This window comes from Paenibacillus lutrae (assembly GCF_009757775.1).
Lineage (GTDB): Bacteria > Bacillota > Bacilli > Paenibacillales > NBRC-103111 > Paenibacillus_F > Paenibacillus_F lutrae.
The window spans coordinates 80,611-97,920 of the sequence record NZ_RHLK01000015.1; the positions used below are offsets into that span (position 1 = coordinate 80,611).

Below are 17,310 nucleotides of genomic sequence, written 5' to 3' on the forward strand. Positions count from 1 at the left end.
GCTATAGCTCCATTACTCTGAATATGCGACTTCAAATCGTTTCAAATCTTTATTGCTGCCCAGCACAATAAGAATGTCATTCTCCTTGACCGGTTCTTCGACCGGGGGTGGAATGACAAGCTGTCCGTCCTGCTTGACGGCGATTACGTTGCAGTTGTAATGCGCCCGCATGTTCATCTCCCGCAAATTTTTGCCGACCATTCTCCGGTTTGCTTTCATTTCGAGAATGCTGTGTTCGCTGGATAACTCGATGTAATCCAGAATATTCGGTGATATGAGATGATGCGCCACACGCTGCCCCATATCTCTTTCGGGGAAAATAATTTTGTCCGCGCCGATCTTACGGAGCACTTTGCCATGAAGTTCATTGGCTGCCTTGACGACAATCATCGGGATTCCCATATCTTTTAACTGAAGGGTTGCCAGTATGCTGGCTTGTATATTCTCGCCGATGGCTACAACGACGACGTCAAAATTACGTAAACCTAGAGCCCGCAGCGCTTCTTCGTCTGTACAGTCCACTTGAACGGCATGGGTAACGACTGTTGAAATTTCCTGAATGCGCTCCTCGCTGTGATCCAAAGCAAGTACCTCAAATCCTAATCCAACCAAATTGATGGCCACCGAGGAACCAAAGCGTCCCATACCAATGACCGCAAACTGTTTTTTCATGGGCAACCATCCTTACGATATAGGATACCTGTTCTGTCGTTTATTATAGCATGATTAGAACCGTTTTCGAGCATATTAAAGGCGACCATAAAGGGAAGAGAGGCGATGAGAGCATGATTCTAAGCTTAAGACAAGCCATCGTACAGCGCGTAGAAGGCAAGTCTGATCAAGAACTTCAGGAAATCATCAATGATTCCATCGACGGCCAGGAGCAGGCGCTTCCAGGTCTGGGTGTTCTGTTTGAAGTGATCTGGAAGAACATCACGCCCGAGACTCAGACCGAGCTTGTCACTACACTGCGCCAACATTTAACTTGAAACACACATCCTGATCCGTACGTTGTAGCAGTGATTTTTGCTTTTTCATGGCTACCTGCATGGACTTATGTACTCCTATCCGGATGAACAAGGGATAAAACAGCAGGCGGCAGCCGCTGTAACCAGCTGTGCTGCCGCCCTTTATTATTGTAACCCGTACAAATGGCTTATTTAACTTGTCAGACGCATGAGACGCATACGTGAGGGACGTGCGGTTTACTCCGCTGCAAACTTGCAAAAAGCATGAGGAATCTCGCTTCTGCGGCCGGCCTGTCCATTATGGAACTGCTCCAGCTGCGGCTCCAGAACATCCATCACATCATGAAAAGTCGCAAAAGGATAGAACGGAATTTGTTCCTGCTCCAGATACCGGGCCAGACTGCTGCGGGCAAATACCCAATCGGCGAAACCCGAGCCGTAAATATCGCTGCTTCCGTCTCCGATATAGATCACCCGGTATCCTTGTGCCTTCAAGGATCGGACTACGCCAGCTTTACAGCAGCCGCACCAGGAACAGGCCCCGTTCTTATTCTGAACCTGAAGCATATAGTTGCCCTGCTTGTCGTATTGAATCGGATTAGCGATAATCCGGTCGACCTCGACACCGAATCTCTTGAGAATGCGATGAATGTAATATTCCATTCCGTCACTCAGAATCGTGACCGGAATTCCGCCGCTTTTACAAAAATCAAGGAACTTCTCCGCTCCTTCACGAAGTGAAACCCGGTCTGCAATGGCGTTCACTTCCTCCTGCCGTCCGCCAAGCTGACCGTAGGATTCATGGATCCATTCCCGGGAACCGATTTCCTTGTTCAGGAATTTAGCCAACATCTCTTTGGTCTCCGGCTTCTCCTCCACACCGAGCTCCTGCATCAGCATAGCACCTACATCTTCATGCATCAAAGTACCGTCAAAGTCTGTTACCACTACCAGCTGTCCTTGCTTTTTATCCATATCTTCCCCCAAAAGCATAGTTTGATCCATGCAGCTCCCATTTTCCGCATAAGTCCCTATGTTTTTAGGTTCAATTATAGCATACCTGCCCCCTAAGCGGCCCGTTGCGCGCGGAAATGCAGGCAGAGGACCTATATTCACTTATTCACAGGCAGACTAGATTGACGGACCACAAGACGCGTGGAAAGTCTTTCGTGCACCGGGATGTCCCTATCGCTGCCGCCTGGCCCGGACGAGCCTTCAATCTGCTTCAGCAGACCTTCTGCTGCTCGCAGTCCCATTTCAAAGAACGGGACATACACGGACGTCAGCGGGGGATCGCTCAGTTTGGCAGCCTCCGAATCATCATAACCGACGATTGCCAGATCGCGGCCGGGGGCGATTCCGAGTTCCTTGAGTCCCTGCATGAGTCCTACGGCCATGCGGTCGTTGGAAGAGAATACAGCATCCACCTCACTGCCGAGCGCCGCGATCTTCTGTGCGGCCGCGTAGCCGCTGGTCCGGCTGTAATTGCCGTCCAATATGAGCTCCTGCCTCACATCAATACCCGCCTCTGCCAGAGCACCCAGATAGCCGCGAAGCCGGTCGCTGCTGTTGGAATACTCCGGTGATCCGTTCAGAAAAGCAATGCGGCGGAAACCGCCATCGATCAGATGCTTGACGGCTTCATAGCAGCCCGCTTCATGATCGGCATCCACCACGCTGTACGGCTCATTGTCGTAATGCTGGTTAATCAGGACGAAAGGCATGTTCTGCCCGTGAAGCTCGCGAAATCCTTCCCTCTGGGCCGGCACATCCAGTGCGCCAAGAAAAATACACCCGTCCACCTTGCGTGAACGGTAAGGTTCCGTATAATCGGTCCGCTCGTCGGGAGAGCGGAACATAACCAGCATGTCACAGCCCTGCCTGCGCACCCCTTCCCCGATTCCGCTTAAGATTTCAGAGAAATAATAGGTAGAAAATAAATGCACTTTAGGCACATAGGGCAGAATAACGCCGATATGCCCGCTCTTTCCGAGCGCAAAGCTTCTAGCCACCGCATTCGGATGGTAATTCAATTCTTTAGCCGCAGCCAGCACCTTTTGTCTGGTGTTCTCCTTCATCGGTCCGACCCCGTTGAATACACGGGAGACGGTCGCCTCGGAGACACCGGCCATTTTAGCCACATCTTTTCTGGTAACCATACTACACCTCTACCTGATTAATTCGAAAGCTGTTTATTAGGTTTATAATCCCACGAATCCGGGATTCAGTCTATCTTTAGCAGGGGCAACAAACTGATGTACACGCGTACATTTTCTCATAGCGCTTTACTTCTTGTCAAACCGCCCTGGGGCCCGGATACCGGGCTCTTCCCGGCTGCTTGCACAAGCACAGGCAACGGATTATGCTTAAATGAGAAAGGCCCCTCCGAGAAAGCATACGATTTGTATCCTGGCGATTACCAAAAAACCTACTGCCTCTAAGGAGTTGAACAGTGGAGCATGATGAATTTGCTCGTCGTTGAAGATGACCGCTCCGTTTGCGAGATGCTGCGCCCTTTTCTGGAAAGAGAAGCACAGGTTACTTTCGTACATACCGGAAACGAAGCAGAGACTATGATTGATGCGGAGCAATGGGATTTAATTATTCTGGACTGGATGCTGCCAAACCGGAGCGGGATTGAGCTCTGCCGGATGATTAGAAGCACCCGCGAAACCCCCATTATTCTACTGACAGCCCGCGGTGAAGAAAATGACCGGCTGCTCGGACTGGAATCCGGGGCGGATGATTACATAACCAAGCCGTTCAGCCCCCTTGAACTGTTGGCCCGGATTAAGGCCATTATGCGCCGCTACCGGCTTGGGACCGGTAAAGCCGCAGACAGCCAGTCCGCTGCATCACCGGAATCCGGCCCGCTCGATGGTTCTGATATTAATGCCGAGGAAAGATTTCACTACAAGGATATCCGGGTCGACACCCGGACGCGCGAGGTCAGCGTCGGCAGCAGCACCTTCACGAATCTCACCCCGCGTGAGTTCGATCTGATCTCTCTTCTCGTGCGTAATCCCAAACGGGTGTTTACGAGGGAACAACTCCTGGAATCCGTCTGGGGCTACGATTTTTATGGAGACGAGCGTACGGTCGATGTTCACATCAAAAGACTCCGCACCAAAATCGGCACACCTGAGCGGATTTTAATCGCAACGGTATGGGGTGTCGGCTACAAGCTGGAGGAATAATCTATGAAGCTTATCCCCACCCGTCAGCGGTTTACTTTTTTTCAGCGGCAGTTTCTCAGCCTTCTCTTCCTGTCGCTTTTTGTGCTTGTGCTGGTCAGCTTCATCTTTGTGTACCTGTTTAAGCTGCACATTTATGACGAGAAGACGGAAGAGCTGGAAAGTGCCGGTGATACAATATCGCGGCTTTTGCTGCGCGAAGAGGTTCCCGATCTGACCCTCAGTGCCTACCGGACTATGCTCCGGGAGCGTAACATCTCTTTTGTGGCCATGAACGCCAAAGGGCAGCTTTACTTCAAAGACCAGCGTAATGCGCCCCCGACTTTCCGCTCCAAAACTTTCATGGAGAGCCTGCTCGCTCAGATTCCGAAACTGGAGAGCGGAAAGGCTCTAATTGTGGAAGAAAGCGGTCCCGACCCGTATCTTGTCTATCCGCACGAATTTAAGATCAAGAATCAGGACGGCAATAATTATTTATTCGTCATGTCGCCTGTCAAGGGAATTACACAAACGATCTCACGTGTATACGAGACCGTTATGCTGGCAGGCCTGCTCGTACTCGTACTTGCCATGGCCATAGCCCTGATCGTCTCACGCAATATGAGCCGGGGGGTGCAGTCGATCCGCAGAGCGACCCGGCTTATTGCCGACGGCCACTACGATGCCCGGTCCGATTTGAAGCGGACCGATGAGCTCGGCGATCTTGCGCGTGATTTCAACCGGATGGCCGAGCAGCTAGAAGCCGCTTCCCGCAAGCTGGAGAGCAATGAGGTCAAACGGCAGCGGTTTATTACGGATGTCACGCACGAGCTTAGAACCCCCTTGACCTCCATCCGCGGTATAGTGGAAGGGCTGCGAAGCGATTACATTACCGGGCAGGAGCAGCAGGCCAAATACTATGGAATTATTGAGGACGAGACGCTTCGCCTGATCCGGCTTATTAATGAGCTTCTGGACATGGAGAAGATTCAGCATGGCCTCATCACGCTGCGCAAAGAGGAATACCCGCTTCACGATTTGCTTGAAGTGCTTGCGGAATCCTTCGGCTTCCTGATTGACGACAAACCGATCCGGCTTGAAATCGACTGCCAGCCGGATACGGTGATCTATGGGGACTATGACCGGTTGACGCAAATCCTGATTAATCTCATTAAGAACAGCATCCAGTTCACCTCTTACGGCACCATCCGTTTAACGGGGACCATGACGGCTTCTGCGACGGAACTGAGCATAACGGATACCGGCAGGGGTATGTCGACTGAAGAAATGGAGCAGATCTGGGACCGGTTCTACAAAGCCGATCCTTCCCGTTCCAAAGATCGCAGTGAAACCGGTTTAGGCTTGTCCATCGTAAAAAGACTCGTAGAGGCTCACGAAGCACAAATTCATGTAACCAGCTCTCCGGGCAGCGGCACGACTTTCCTGCTGCGGTTTCCGCTCCAAGAGGCGTCTGCGTCTCAAGAAGTGAACCGCCGCCCGGAATAGACGGCGTGACTAATCGGCTGTGCAGGTAACCCCAGCTTGTAATACCCCATAAAAGGCAGGACCGCCTATCCGGCAGCCTGCCTTTTAATCGTGTTCGATGGGATGAAGCGGAAGCTCTCATAAGCCTCCCAGCTCTCATGCTACAATCGGTTATTCCTCCGGTACCGGAGAACCTTGGCAAAAATCCGCTTATCCTTCAGTGCCCGGAAAATATAAGGATCGGGCCGTGTATTCACTTCAAGAACCCAAGGATGAAGCTGATGGTCCACCGCCACATCAACGCCAACTTCAACAATTCCGGGGTACCGTGCTTTCATCGCTTTGGCTATATCCAGCCCAAGCTTACTGAGTCTGGCTTCGAACCGCAGCCGCTCTTCTTTTTTCAAATAAGGGGACAGCAGAGCTTCCACGGAACGCAACTTGCCCCCATTGTGATAGTTGGTCACAATCTTAGTCGGGTGGGCTACCCGTCCGATAACACCGGTTGTTTCCCAATTCCCCGATAAATTGCTCTGAACCATCACTCGTAAATCGAACGGGTTGTTGTGATGCTTCAGCATCCGTATCCCTTTCTGAACCAGATACTTGCGTCCTCTTGTCTCTGCTTTGAGCGAAGTGTACAGATCATCGAAACGGGCAAATTTGCGCACCTGGGTGCGGTGGTGGTACCGGTATGCCTGCACCTTCCCTGCCTCGTAGTCCACCCTCATAACCCCGTTGCCGAACGTACCGTTATCCGGTTTGACATACACCATCTTATACTTGCTCAGCATCGCCAGAAGAGAGTCCTTGGTCATCACACGAGTTGCAGGAATATACGGGCGCACGACGGAGCTGCGGAGGACCGCCACTGTTTTGGCCCATTTGCTCAGCACGAATCTTCTCATTAATCTGCTGCCTCCTCCATGGGGTCTGAACATGGCGGGACACTTCCCGCCGATCGCACGGCGATTGACCGGCCTGCGTGTACCGGCTCAACCTGATTTCCTAGCAGTCACGCCTATCTCTTGAGTTCACGGCCGTACTGCTGTATTGGTTTCGTACGGGTTATTGTATGAGAACCGCATTTGACCTGCAACGGACAAATTCCTACCCGGTGTCTATTTTAGAACTTGCTGCTGTATGAAAATCACTCCATTTCCGCGTATGATTCGCGAATTGGAAGCCGCTTGGAAGATTAGTCAAGCTGCGCGGACACCAAAAAAGCCATCCCGCGGTTAAAACCGGGATGGCTTGCGGTTTGTCTATGTGACTTACGGAGCATTCGTCAGGAACTGCGCCGTCGGGTTCTTCTCCATAGCGGAACGAAGTGCGTACTCACTCTCGAATAGAGCGACGTAATTGCCCTTCTTATCCGTCACGAGCTGCGAGTTAATGCGGAAGCGGGAAGGATCGATCTTCTCATCGATGATCCAACGCGCGAATTGATAATTCATCCGCTGCAGCTGAATATCCACGCCGTATTCCGCCTTCATCCGGTGTTCGAATACCTCGAATTGGAGCTGGCCGACAACACCGAGAATGGTATCATCGAACACACCCGTCGTGTGGAACACTTGAATGGTTCCCTCTTCGGTGAGCTGATCGATCCCCTTCTGGTACTGTTTATGCTTCAGGGCATTCTTGACGGTGACTTTGCTGAACAGTTCAGGCGAGAAGGTCGGCAGTTCATCGAATACGATCTCTTCCTTCTGGCTAAGCGAATCCCCGATCCGGAAGATTCCCGGATCGAACAGACCGATAATATCTCCGGGATAAGCCTCTTCCACGATATCGCGGTCTTGTGCCAGGAACTGCTGAGGCTGGGACAGTTTGATTTCTTTGCCGGCCCGTACGTGCTTGACCGTCATGCCGCGCTGGAACTTACCGGATACAATGCGTAAGAATGCAATCCGGTCTCTGTGCGCCGGGTTCATGTTCGCTTGAATTTTGAACACATAGCCCGAGAAATTCTCGTGTGTAGGTTCAATGGCATCGCCATTCGTGCTTTTACGGGGCTCGGGTTTCGGTGCAAGCTCTAAGAAATTCTCCAGGAAAGTCTGAACGCCGAAGTTGTTGACGGCACTGCCGAAGAATACAGGCGTAAGCTCCCCTTTCATGACCTTCTCGAAGTCAAAAGGATCGCCCGCCACGTCCAGAAGCTCCAGCTCCTGACCCAGCTGCTCAAAAAGATGCTCGCCGGCAATTTCTTTGATCACCGGATCTTCGTAGCCTTCTACTTTACGTACGGCAACCTGTTTATGATCGTCCCCCTGGAACAGCTCGATCTGGGTGCGCTGGCGGTCGTACACGCCGCAGAAGCGCTTGCCCATTCCGATCGGCCAGTTCATCGGGTATGAGCGGATACCCAATACCTGCTCCAGCTCTTCAAGCAGCTCGAAAGGATCGCGGCCTTCACGGTCCAGCTTGTTAATGAAGGTGAAAATCGGAATCCCTCTCAGCCGGCATACCTGGAAGAGCTTGATCGTCTGCGCCTCGACACCTTTGGCTACGTCAATCAGCATGACTGCGCTGTCTGCCGCTGTCAGCGTCCGGTAAGTATCTTCACTAAAATCCTGGTGACCCGGCGTATCCAGAATATTAACCTTGTGGCCCAGGTAATCGAACTGCATCACAGAAGACGTAACCGAGATCCCTCTCTGCTTCTCGATTTCCATCCAGTCTGAGGTTGCATATTTGCCCACCTTGCGTCCTTTAACCGTTCCGGCAAGACGGATCGCTCCCCCGAATAAGAGAAGCTTCTCTGTCAGTGTTGTTTTACCCGCATCCGGGTGAGAAATAATCGCAAACGTGCGCCGCTTGGCGGCTTCCGTCTGAAGTTCTTTGTGTAGTGGTGTGCTCATTGTTTATTCCTTCCTGCTTTCCCTATAGTTCATCCTATGTGGCTCAACGCATCCGGTGCCGACATGCTTCTTACACTTTACCTGTATCGAGAGGAATAGTCCAGTCCGCTTCGGCCAGCCATTGTTTGGTGCCGTAGTCACGTCCCCGCACGACGACCTTGCCCGCAAAAACTTGGACATACAAACCCTGCGTCTTGATTTTATTCACCTGAGGGATACTTTTGTTTAAAGTACGGCCGACCGATGAGTTGTGGAAGTAGTGGAAAGGCTCTTGCAGGTAATGGGCCGCTCCATTCTGGAAATCCTGGTGCCGGTGTCCGCAGAATACGAACAAATTCTTATACGGCTTTACCATCTCGCGAATTTCCTCTCCCCTTACAATCTGATGATTGCCTCCCGTACGCCCTTTCATCGGCAGCGGCTGATGGATCATAATAAAAATCGGGGCCGTCTTCTCCAGACCGGCCAGCTGCGTTTTCAGCCACTCCATTTGGGCATCCGTATACCAGGCCCCTTCGCCAGCTTCCGGCTTTTCCTGCATATACCCCTCCTGGGACAGGAGCAGAACGGTTGCGCCTCCGATATCCATGCGGTTGTAAGGCTGTTTATAGCCGAAAAATTTCATGAACCTGCTCCGGGCCATCGAATCCGTCTTCCCGTTAGGCATCCCTTCCCGGTTAAACGAACCTTCAGCATCCAGCCACAGGTCATAATATTCGTGATTTCCCATATTGGCATGCACAGGAGGAAGCTTGTACCCCTGCATGAGCTTCCGCAATTCTTTGTAATCTCTGTCGCGCCCGTAATCTGTTACATCCCCTGTGAAAAAAATAGCATCCACAGGATGACCGAATGTGGTCACATCCGTCAAAGCCGATTTAGCGTGCTGAATCGTCAGCGTATCATCCGGAGTGACATGCATGTCACTCAGAATGGCAAATGAAGCCAGCGCCTTCCCGTCCTCGGAACTGGATGGCGATTCCGCTTTGGCTACTGCTGGTTCTACTACTTCTGGAACACCTGAACTGCGCCTCCATGCGCTGATTGCTGTTCCCGTACCCGCTCCGACAGCTAAAGCAATAAAGGCCGTCATCCATTTGAGAAACGAGCGTCTGTTCATCTCTGCCAGCTCCTTCCGGTTAAGCTTTCCTTATTATATCGTTTTTTCTGCAGATCTGCATCCAGTTGTTGGCTACAGAATCATGAACGAGAGCCTGCTTCGGCCTGAGACAAAAGACAGATAAAAAAGCTTCTCTCCGCATGACGGAGAGAAGCTTCCAAGATCTTATTGCGCGGCACCTTGCAGGATCCGCTTGATGTAAGACCGGCGTGCAGCCAGATAATATACGGTCTGCATCACGACGAAAATCAGGAGCACAACGGCTGCATAAGACCAGATATTGGATACCAGGATATTTCCCAGCGCCTTCATCGCAAATACCGTATGGAGTATTCCTACCAACATTGGAAGGAAGAATATGATGCCGACCTGCTTGGATATCGTTCGCTTCATTTCCTCATCCGACATTCCGATCCGGTTAAGCGCGCGGAACTGTTCCTGATCCTCTTCAATTTCGGTAAACAGCTTGAAATAGATCATGCTGCCGGAAGCGATAAAGAACAGGAAGGAGATGAAAATGCCGATGAACAGAGTAAGGGACATTAATTGTTTTGTTTCCTGATATTGTTCGACCCTGGCGGTGAAGTTGAATTCCTTCGATTCCGGCACCAAAGCTTTCAGTTTTTTGACCGCTTCCAAAGACGATTCCCAGTTTACTAACTCATAGCCGTAAATAACACTTTTCTCCTCGTCCGGTGTCTCACTCATGAGCTTCTTATGGGCGTCTTTATCCATGACAAGTAAATTTGAAATTTCATACTGGGTGGGATAAGGCGATCCGTTCAACTGCTGCCTCACGACAATTGATTCAATCTTCCCATTAAGTCTCGCTTGAATTTGCTCGTCATCCTTAAAGATTTTGTCGTTAATTTCCTTATAGGGATATACGTAGGCAGCGTTCCCGGGATCGACGGACAATTCCTGCTTATTCATCCGCTTCGCTTGCACATTGTAATCCTCTTCGGACACCAGGAACAAGGTAACCTCCGTGACCTTGCCGAACCTGAGCACATCCGCCGTTACGGGGATACCGGCCAGCTGAATCTCATACTCGATTTCTTGATTCTCCTCTTTCAGCGTACGCTTCAAGATTTCCGGATCAATCACGCGGTGGCTATTCAATCCTACTTCAGTGAACGTAATCGATTGAGGGTAGTTCTCCAAGATCTGGTTACGGGTGTCCTTGAGAAACACATACACCGTTCCTGAAGCAGACAAAACGACCGCAGAGAGAATCGAGACCATGAACAGCAGTCTTGCGTTATCCTTCAGTTTGAAGACGAGTTGGGCGACGGTAAGCAGATTCGTCTGTTTGTAATAGAAGCTTTTGTTTTTCTGAAGCCGCCCCAAGATGAACACACTTCCTTGTGTATACAAGAAATACGTCCCTAATACGGTCAAGAATACAACTGGCAGGAAGTATACGATAAAGCTTCTTATCGTAACGTGGTAAGCCATATAATAGGCTGCCCCCAAACAGCAGAAAGCCAGAAGAGCAAGCCAGATGGAGTAGACCGGCGGTTTCTTGGGCTGTTTCGATGCTTTCAGCAGATCAATAATTTGGGACCTTCCTACCTTTACCAGCGTCAGCAGCGTAATGCTCAGAAAGAGCAGGAAAAAACCGGCTGCCGTAAACAGCAGAGCAGGAAGCGGAATGACGAATGCGATAGGCGAATCCACTTTAAGCAGCTGAGTCAGTCCCATGAAGAACAGTTTGCTGAATAGAGCTCCAATCCCGATACCTGCCGAAATAGCCAGAATAGAGATAATCACATTCTCATACAGCACCATCCAGCGGATCTGGCCTTTGGTCATGCCGAACAGCGTCAGCAGGCCGAATTCCTTTTTGCGTGATTTAAAAAAAGCGGACATCGAATACAAAATAAAGAAAAACGAGAAGATCATAATCACATAATCGCAGACGATCATAATCTCCCGGATCTGGGATGCACCCGGCATTTTCCCGTTTATCACATCCGGATGAAAGATAAAGGACGAGTACATATAGAAGATCATGACGGAGAATACACTGCTCCAGAAGAAGGCCCCGTACTGATGCCAGTTTCCCCGGATATTCTTAAGGGCGAGTTGTCGAAAATTCATCGAAATTCCCTCCAAGAACACTCAAAGAATCGAGGATTTGCTGAAAAAAAGCTTGCCGGTTAGCACCTCTGCGGAGCTCCGAGAAGAACTTCCCGTCTTTAATGAATACGATGCGTTTGCAGTAGCTCGCCGCAAAAGGATCGTGAGTAACCATCATAATCGTTGCATTCAGCTGTTCATTCAGCTCTTTGAGCGATTCCATCACATCTTTGGCTGCTTTGGAATCCAGATTGCCCGTCAGCTCATCGGCCAGCAGGATCGACGGCTTATGAATAATCGCGCGGGCAATAGCGGCCCGCTGCTTCTGCCCGCCGGATATTTCGTACGTCCGCTTATCGAGAATGCGGGTAATACCCAGCAGCTCCGCACAAGGCAGCAGCCTTTTCTCAATCTCAGCTGCCGGAATTTTATCCAATGCCAGAGGCAGGATGATGTTCTCGCGTACGGATAACGTGTCCATCAGATTGAAGTCCTGGAAGATAAATCCCAGTTCTCTGCGGCGGAACAAGGCCAGCTGCTTGCTGGACAACGCTGCGGGATTCGTCCCGTTAATCTCGACATGTCCGCTTGTCGGCTTATCAATCGTTGCCAGAATATTAAGCAGGGTTGTTTTTCCGCTGCCAGAGGGCCCCATAATACCCACGAACTCGCCTTCTTTTATTTCCAGACGCACATCCTCAAGCGCCTTATACGTTAAGTTGCTCTTCGTTCCGTAAATTTTTGTAACCTGTTCGGCTTTCAAAACCGCCATATGGGTTTCCTCCATTCATGTTGTGGCTATGTATTCAGTATAGGCCACAGCAGCGAAGTTACCCATTGAATTGCCTTTCAGTTAAGGCCGTGAACCTTACATTTGTGTCACCTTTCTTACCGGGTTTCCGTGAATTGATGAATCCCTTCATTCTCGAACATAAGGTGGACGGTAGTTCCCTGCCCCGGAGCCGATTCAATACGAATACGGTGGCCCAGCTTCGATACAACCTGTCTGGCTAGATACAAGCCCATTCCCGTGGATTCCGTAACGACTCCCCTCCCGTTCTCCCCTGTGAAGAACGCATCAAAAACCCGCGGCAAATCTTCCTCCGCAATTCCCACTCCCTTGTCCTCAATGGACAATGCCGCGCCGCCCGCAAGCTGTTCGATCCGGATCGTAAGGGGCTTCGCTCCAGGCTCTTTACGGGAATATTTGATGGCATTACTGACAACTTGATGAAGGACGAAAGCCAGCCACTTTTCATCCGTTTCCACTTCAACAGACTCGGAATCCGCTTCAATCTTCGGGAAGATGGAAGCCCGGATGCACGCTTTCTTATGCTCGTTGATCACGCGGCGCACTACTGCCGTAAGATCGACCCGGCGAGGGTGAAGATCAAGTTCGAATTTCTCGAGTCTGGCCGTGTACAGCATCATTTGAAGCCCGTAAGCGATCTTCTCATTCTCTTCCTGTATACTTGCGATGGCGTCCAGCAGATCCGGCATACAATCCGGGTCCGATTTACCAGCCGACTGTTGAGCGAGCAGATCTATAACGGAGACGGGAGTCTTTAATTGGTGGACCCATTGACTGGTAAAATGTAAATGCTGCTCCTGGGCAGCTTTGTAACTTGCCAGCGTGTTCATATACTCTCTCTGCTGCAATCGCAGCACTTCCGATACGGCCTGCTGTTCCCGGGTAACACCCGTATGAAAAGCAGATGAATGGTCTATACCGGACGCGCCTTCCGCCAAGCGCCGGTTCAGAGCTTCGGCATATTGGCGCTGCCTGATGTACTCATAGGCCAACGTGCCGGTAAATACCCCGGTCGCAAGCAGGAGCAAATAGAGCAGGCTGCTTGATTTAATCCACAGTCCCGATTCCAGCAGATCCAGCCAAAGGACGAGCAGCATCAGTCCGGTGGATACCAGGAATGCGCTGATATACAGCAGCCGGTCGAGTAAGAAGCTCTTCCAGGTCCATGCATGGTCATTCATGATCCGGATTCCCCCACTTGGTACTCAAACGGTAACCCTGTCCGCGAACCGTCTCAATAACACCGGGCAGACCCAGCTCCTCCAGTTTGCGGCGGACGCGCGTTACGTTCACGGTAAGCGTATTGTCATCGACGAAGTCTACATCGTCCCAGAGCGCTTCCAGCAGCTCTTCCCGGCTTACAATACTGCCGAACTTTGCTGCCAGACAGTCCAGCAGCAACGTTTCGTTCTTGGTCAATTCAACACGGTTATCGGTATACACGAGACTATTTTTGCTCCGGTCCAGCCGTAGTCCGTTTAGCTCCCATTCATCTCGCGCGGACGGTGCTTGCGCATACTCTCCGTAGGCACGGCGCAGGGCCCCTTTGATCTTAGCCAATACCACATCCAGATGAAACGGCTTCGTCAAATAATCATCCCCGCCATTTTCAATCGCCATGACCTGATCCATATCCCCCGTACGCGCCGACAGAAAAATAATCGGGACATTCGAGCACGTCCGGATTTGTCTGCACCAGTAGAACCCGTCGAAACGGGGCAAATTGATGTCCAGCAGAATCAGATCCGGCTTCCACTGCATTCCTTCGTTCTTGATATCGTGGAACCGCTGCGCACGGCCCACCTCATACCCGTATTTATCCAATGTTTCTTTTAAAATGCCCGCGATTTTGTCATCATCCTCGACAATAAATATACGGTACATAATTCAGCCTCCTAGCAAAGAAGCATCCGCCAGCAAAATGCCGCAGATGCTTCATAAATCGAACAGAACTAATTTAAGATTGGCTTGCCCAAGCAACTTCTCCCTCAAGCTGGCCGTTTACAGGCCACCATTTGAATCCGTCTGCCGCCAGCAGTTCATTGGCTTGAGCGGGGCCCCAAGATCCGGCAGGGTAGTGAGCAAGATCGTCCCCGCTTTCTTTCCAGGCTGCCGCAATTTGATCCACGAACTGCCACGCATGTGCGACTTCATCCCAGCGGGTGAAATACGTAGAGTCTCCGCGCAGCGCATCGAAGAGCAGACGCTCGTACGCTTCCGGCGTATTCAGACCGACCTGGCAGCTCTGGCAGAAATCCATCGCGATAGGAATGATGACCCCTTCGGAGCCAGGCTGCTTCGCATTCATCTTCAGGTAGATCCCTTCCATCGGGTTAACCCGGAACACCAGCAGGTTCGGCTGCAGCTTGTGTTTATTGGACAAGTACACATTGTCCGGCACGTTCTTGAACTCCACGACCACTTCCGTGGATTTCACCGGCAGACGTTTGCCTGTACGGATATAGAAAGGTACGCCTGCCCAGCGGAAGTTGTCCACATAGACACGGGCAGCCAGATAAGTCTCCGTATTCGATTCCGGATTCACCTTATCTTCGCTGCGGTAAGCAGGAAGCTCCTTGCCCTTGTGGCTGCCTGCACTATACTGCCCGCGGACCACGTTGCGCTGCACTTCTTCCGCATTCACGAAAGGACGCAGCGAGCGCAGAACTTTAACCTTCTCATCGCGGATGTCCTCCGGGTGAAGACGGCTCGGCGGCTCCATTGCCATCATCGCAAGCATCTGGAGCATATGATTCTGGGCCATATCACGCAAAGCGCCGGAATGATCGTAATATCCGCCGCGGTCTTCGACTCCGACCGTTTCGCCTAGCGTAATCTGGATGTTAGCTATGTATTTATTGTTCCACAGCGGTTCGAAGAAGGCGTTCGCGAAACGGACGATCTCAATGTTCTGAACCATTTCTTTTCCGAGATAGTGGTCAATCCGGTAAATATCCTTCTCTTCGAACACTTGACGAAGCTGCTGGTTTAGTTCGCCTGCGGATTCCAGATCATAACCGAACGGCTTCTCGATCACAAGACGGTGCCAGCCGGTTGTTTCAAGCAGGCCGCCTTCACGCAAATTGTAAGACACGTTACCGAACAGTTCGGGAGCAAGCGCCAGATAGAACAGACGGTTTCCGCCGGTTTGGAACTTGCTGTCCAGCTCGTTAGTCAGTGTGTTCAGTTCCCGGAACCCGTCCACATTATTGATATCGAGCGGCAAATATTCGAAATGTTCGGCAAACTTAGCCCAGTCCTCGTTGTCTTCCACATTATAGCGGGCGAATTCGTTGATCGAATGCCGCACATCTTCACGAAATTGTTCATTCGTCCGTGGACGCCGGGCAAGTCCGATCACAGCAAAGTTTTCTTTCAGCTTACCCTCGCGATATAAACTGTAAAACGCAGGGAAAAGTTTTCTCTTTGCCAAGTCTCCTGTAGCTCCGAAAATCAGAAAAACAGCACCATTCATTGTCGCATCATTCTTTCTCTGAGGTTTTAGATTAGCATAAGCATACCGAAATTGCCTTTGGGATTCAACTATTTTTCCATAACCGGGCATATGTCCAGTCATTATATGCCTTTATGCCATAGCCTATAGCAATAAAGTTTCCTTGGAGGTGCATGACCGTGCAGCGGATTTTCCCTGTTAACGAGCAGCAGTTAAAGCCCCACATCGGCCATCCTGTTCTGGTCTATCTTAGAGACGGGGGCGAAATTTTTGGAGTGTTTACCCGAATGAAGGACGGCTATCTTATCTTAAATGAAGACCCTTCTCAGTATGTCCCTGCTGCCAATAAAAACAAGAATTTCAAAATTGCAGGCAAAACCGTCAAAGCCAAATTAAAACAAAACGCATCCGCAAACGTTGAGGAGCAGAAAACAAGCGCAGCAGCCGGAACCCATACCGGTTATGCCCCGCTCGTTCTTAACCAGGATATGATATTCGCCCTGTTCATACTTTCTTAAATCCCTTAACGATCGGGGCCATTAATCATTCATTACCTTAACTGACCAGGGCGGATCGTCCTGGTTTATTTATTGCAACATTCCTGCTGGCCTTAAGAAGCCTTCATACGATTAGAGCCTTTTCTGCATCAGTTGAACGCCCAGTTTCGGCAGATAACGGGTTGTTTCGTATCCTTTATTCTGATAAAAAGAAATGGCTTTCTGATTCACACGATCCACATACAGAGAAGAAAGCCTGCATTTCTTGCTGCGGCCATACTCCTCCGCCCGCTGCATCAATAGTGTGCCCAGTCCTCTGCCATGGAACTTGCTGTCAACGGCGAGCATATCCACGAACAAGTTGGTACCCGACACCTGCAGACTAACAAAACCGGCAACTGCCTGAGCTCCAGATTCAGCGACATACGTTTTTCCCAGAGCAAACCGTTTCTGTAAATCCGGGAGCTTCACTTCCGCCTCGGGCCTGGTCAGACGGGTGAAGGGAAGAAGCTCACTTTGAGTGAGACGGACAATCGCGGCATCGTCTTTACTTGAATTTCGCTTTCGAATCATGAAGCATCGCCTCCACCTCATGCAGATACTGCATGTTATGCGGCTTCGGCAGGTTTGCTCCGAAAATGAGTATTTAGAGGAATTACTTCCTATACTTTTTAGAAATAGCCCATGTAAATAATAAACTAATTACAAGAAATGCAACGATAATACCTATCTTCATATCTGCAGTACTCCTCCGGTCCCTGACAACCCATATTCCTGAATGTATTCCTTCATTGTAAGTCGCGGCTATCGACCACGTCAAACCAGTGGTTTCTTCCTTATAAATCTTTCTCATTTT

16 protein-coding genes are annotated in these 17,310 nt (G+C 50.6%); 4 read left to right on the forward strand and 12 right to left on the reverse strand.

The annotated features are described in order from the left end of the window. Nucleotides 1-12: 12 nt before the first annotated feature. Nucleotides 13-672: a potassium channel family protein gene (locus EDM21_RS20085; RefSeq protein WP_157338223.1), complete on the reverse strand. Its 660-nt coding sequence runs from the start codon at nucleotides 670-672 to the stop codon at nucleotides 13-15. Between the two features lie 113 nt (nucleotides 673-785). Between EDM21_RS20085 and sspI the strand changes: the two genes are divergently transcribed. Then, nucleotides 786-989, forward strand: coding sequence for a small acid-soluble spore protein SspI (gene sspI, locus EDM21_RS20090; protein WP_157338224.1), 204 nt, complete (start codon nucleotides 786-788; stop codon nucleotides 987-989). Nucleotides 990-1,205: 216 nt separating this feature from the next. On the opposite strand, the gene EDM21_RS20095 is transcribed toward sspI, so the two are convergent. Further along, nucleotides 1,206-1,943, reverse strand: coding sequence for an MtnX-like HAD-IB family phosphatase (locus EDM21_RS20095; RefSeq protein WP_157338225.1), 738 nt, complete (start codon nucleotides 1,941-1,943; stop codon nucleotides 1,206-1,208). A gap of 137 nt (nucleotides 1,944-2,080) precedes the next feature. Then, the gene (locus tag EDM21_RS20100; RefSeq protein ID WP_157338226.1) at nucleotides 2,081-3,127 is read right to left on the reverse strand and encodes a LacI family DNA-binding transcriptional regulator; all 1,047 of its coding nucleotides are present in this window, start codon (nucleotides 3,125-3,127) and stop codon (nucleotides 2,081-2,083) included. A gap of 300 nt (nucleotides 3,128-3,427) precedes the next feature. Here EDM21_RS20100 and EDM21_RS20105 point away from each other — a divergent pair, with 300 nt between their 5' ends. Then, on the forward strand, nucleotides 3,428-4,165 hold the full coding sequence (locus EDM21_RS20105) for a response regulator transcription factor (protein WP_338044027.1): 738 nt from the start codon (nucleotides 3,428-3,430) through the stop codon (nucleotides 4,163-4,165). Nucleotides 4,166-4,168: 3 nt separating this feature from the next. Continuing rightward, nucleotides 4,169-5,647, forward strand: a complete 1,479-nt coding sequence (locus EDM21_RS20110; protein ID WP_157338227.1) for a sensor histidine kinase — start codon at nucleotides 4,169-4,171, stop codon at nucleotides 5,645-5,647. 140 nt (nucleotides 5,648-5,787) lie between these two features. On the opposite strand, the gene EDM21_RS20115 is transcribed toward EDM21_RS20110, so the two are convergent. The 8 genes from EDM21_RS20115 to zwf all read right to left on the reverse strand — a co-directional run bounded on the left by EDM21_RS20115 (nucleotide 5,788) and on the right by zwf (nucleotide 15,978). Next, the gene (locus EDM21_RS20115) at nucleotides 5,788-6,534 is read right to left on the reverse strand and encodes a YheC/YheD family protein (RefSeq protein WP_157338228.1); all 747 of its coding nucleotides are present in this window, start codon (nucleotides 6,532-6,534) and stop codon (nucleotides 5,788-5,790) included. A 366-nt stretch (nucleotides 6,535-6,900) separates the two neighbouring features. Next, entirely contained in the window at nucleotides 6,901-8,490 is a 1,590-nt protein-coding gene (locus EDM21_RS20120) for a peptide chain release factor 3 (RefSeq protein ID WP_157338229.1), read from the reverse strand. A gap of 70 nt (nucleotides 8,491-8,560) precedes the next feature. Then, a complete protein-coding gene (locus EDM21_RS20125; protein WP_157338230.1) occupies nucleotides 8,561-9,610 on the reverse strand; it encodes a metallophosphoesterase family protein in 1,050 nt (349 codons plus the stop codon). Nucleotides 9,611-9,775: 165 nt separating this feature from the next. Then, nucleotides 9,776-11,713 carry an ABC transporter permease gene (locus tag EDM21_RS20130; protein WP_157338231.1) on the reverse strand — a complete coding sequence of 646 codons (1,938 nt, stop codon included), beginning with the start codon at nucleotides 11,711-11,713 and terminating at the stop codon, nucleotides 9,776-9,778. After that, the gene (locus EDM21_RS20135; protein ID WP_157338232.1) at nucleotides 11,688-12,464 is read right to left on the reverse strand and encodes an ABC transporter ATP-binding protein; all 777 of its coding nucleotides are present in this window, start codon (nucleotides 12,462-12,464) and stop codon (nucleotides 11,688-11,690) included. The genes EDM21_RS20130 and EDM21_RS20135 overlap by 26 nt, the downstream gene beginning before the upstream one ends. Before the next feature lie 116 nt (nucleotides 12,465-12,580). Further along, a complete protein-coding gene (locus EDM21_RS20140; RefSeq protein ID WP_157338233.1) occupies nucleotides 12,581-13,684 on the reverse strand; it encodes a sensor histidine kinase in 1,104 nt (367 codons plus the stop codon). Continuing rightward, on the reverse strand, nucleotides 13,677-14,387 hold the full coding sequence (locus EDM21_RS20145; RefSeq protein WP_157338234.1) for a response regulator transcription factor: 711 nt from the start codon (nucleotides 14,385-14,387) through the stop codon (nucleotides 13,677-13,679). The genes EDM21_RS20140 and EDM21_RS20145 overlap by 8 nt, the downstream gene beginning before the upstream one ends. Before the next feature lie 73 nt (nucleotides 14,388-14,460). Beyond that, the gene (zwf, locus tag EDM21_RS20150) at nucleotides 14,461-15,978 is read right to left on the reverse strand and encodes a glucose-6-phosphate dehydrogenase (protein ID WP_157338235.1); all 1,518 of its coding nucleotides are present in this window, start codon (nucleotides 15,976-15,978) and stop codon (nucleotides 14,461-14,463) included. A 158-nt stretch (nucleotides 15,979-16,136) separates the two neighbouring features. Between zwf and EDM21_RS20155 the strand changes: the two genes are divergently transcribed. Continuing rightward, the gene (locus tag EDM21_RS20155; protein ID WP_157338236.1) at nucleotides 16,137-16,475 is read left to right on the forward strand and encodes a hypothetical protein; all 339 of its coding nucleotides are present in this window, start codon (nucleotides 16,137-16,139) and stop codon (nucleotides 16,473-16,475) included. A gap of 111 nt (nucleotides 16,476-16,586) precedes the next feature. Here the strand turns inward: EDM21_RS20155 and EDM21_RS20160 are convergent, their stop codons facing one another. Continuing rightward, nucleotides 16,587-17,027, reverse strand: coding sequence for a GNAT family N-acetyltransferase (locus tag EDM21_RS20160; RefSeq protein WP_157338237.1), 441 nt, complete (start codon nucleotides 17,025-17,027; stop codon nucleotides 16,587-16,589). Nucleotides 17,028-17,310 lie beyond the last annotated feature (283 nt).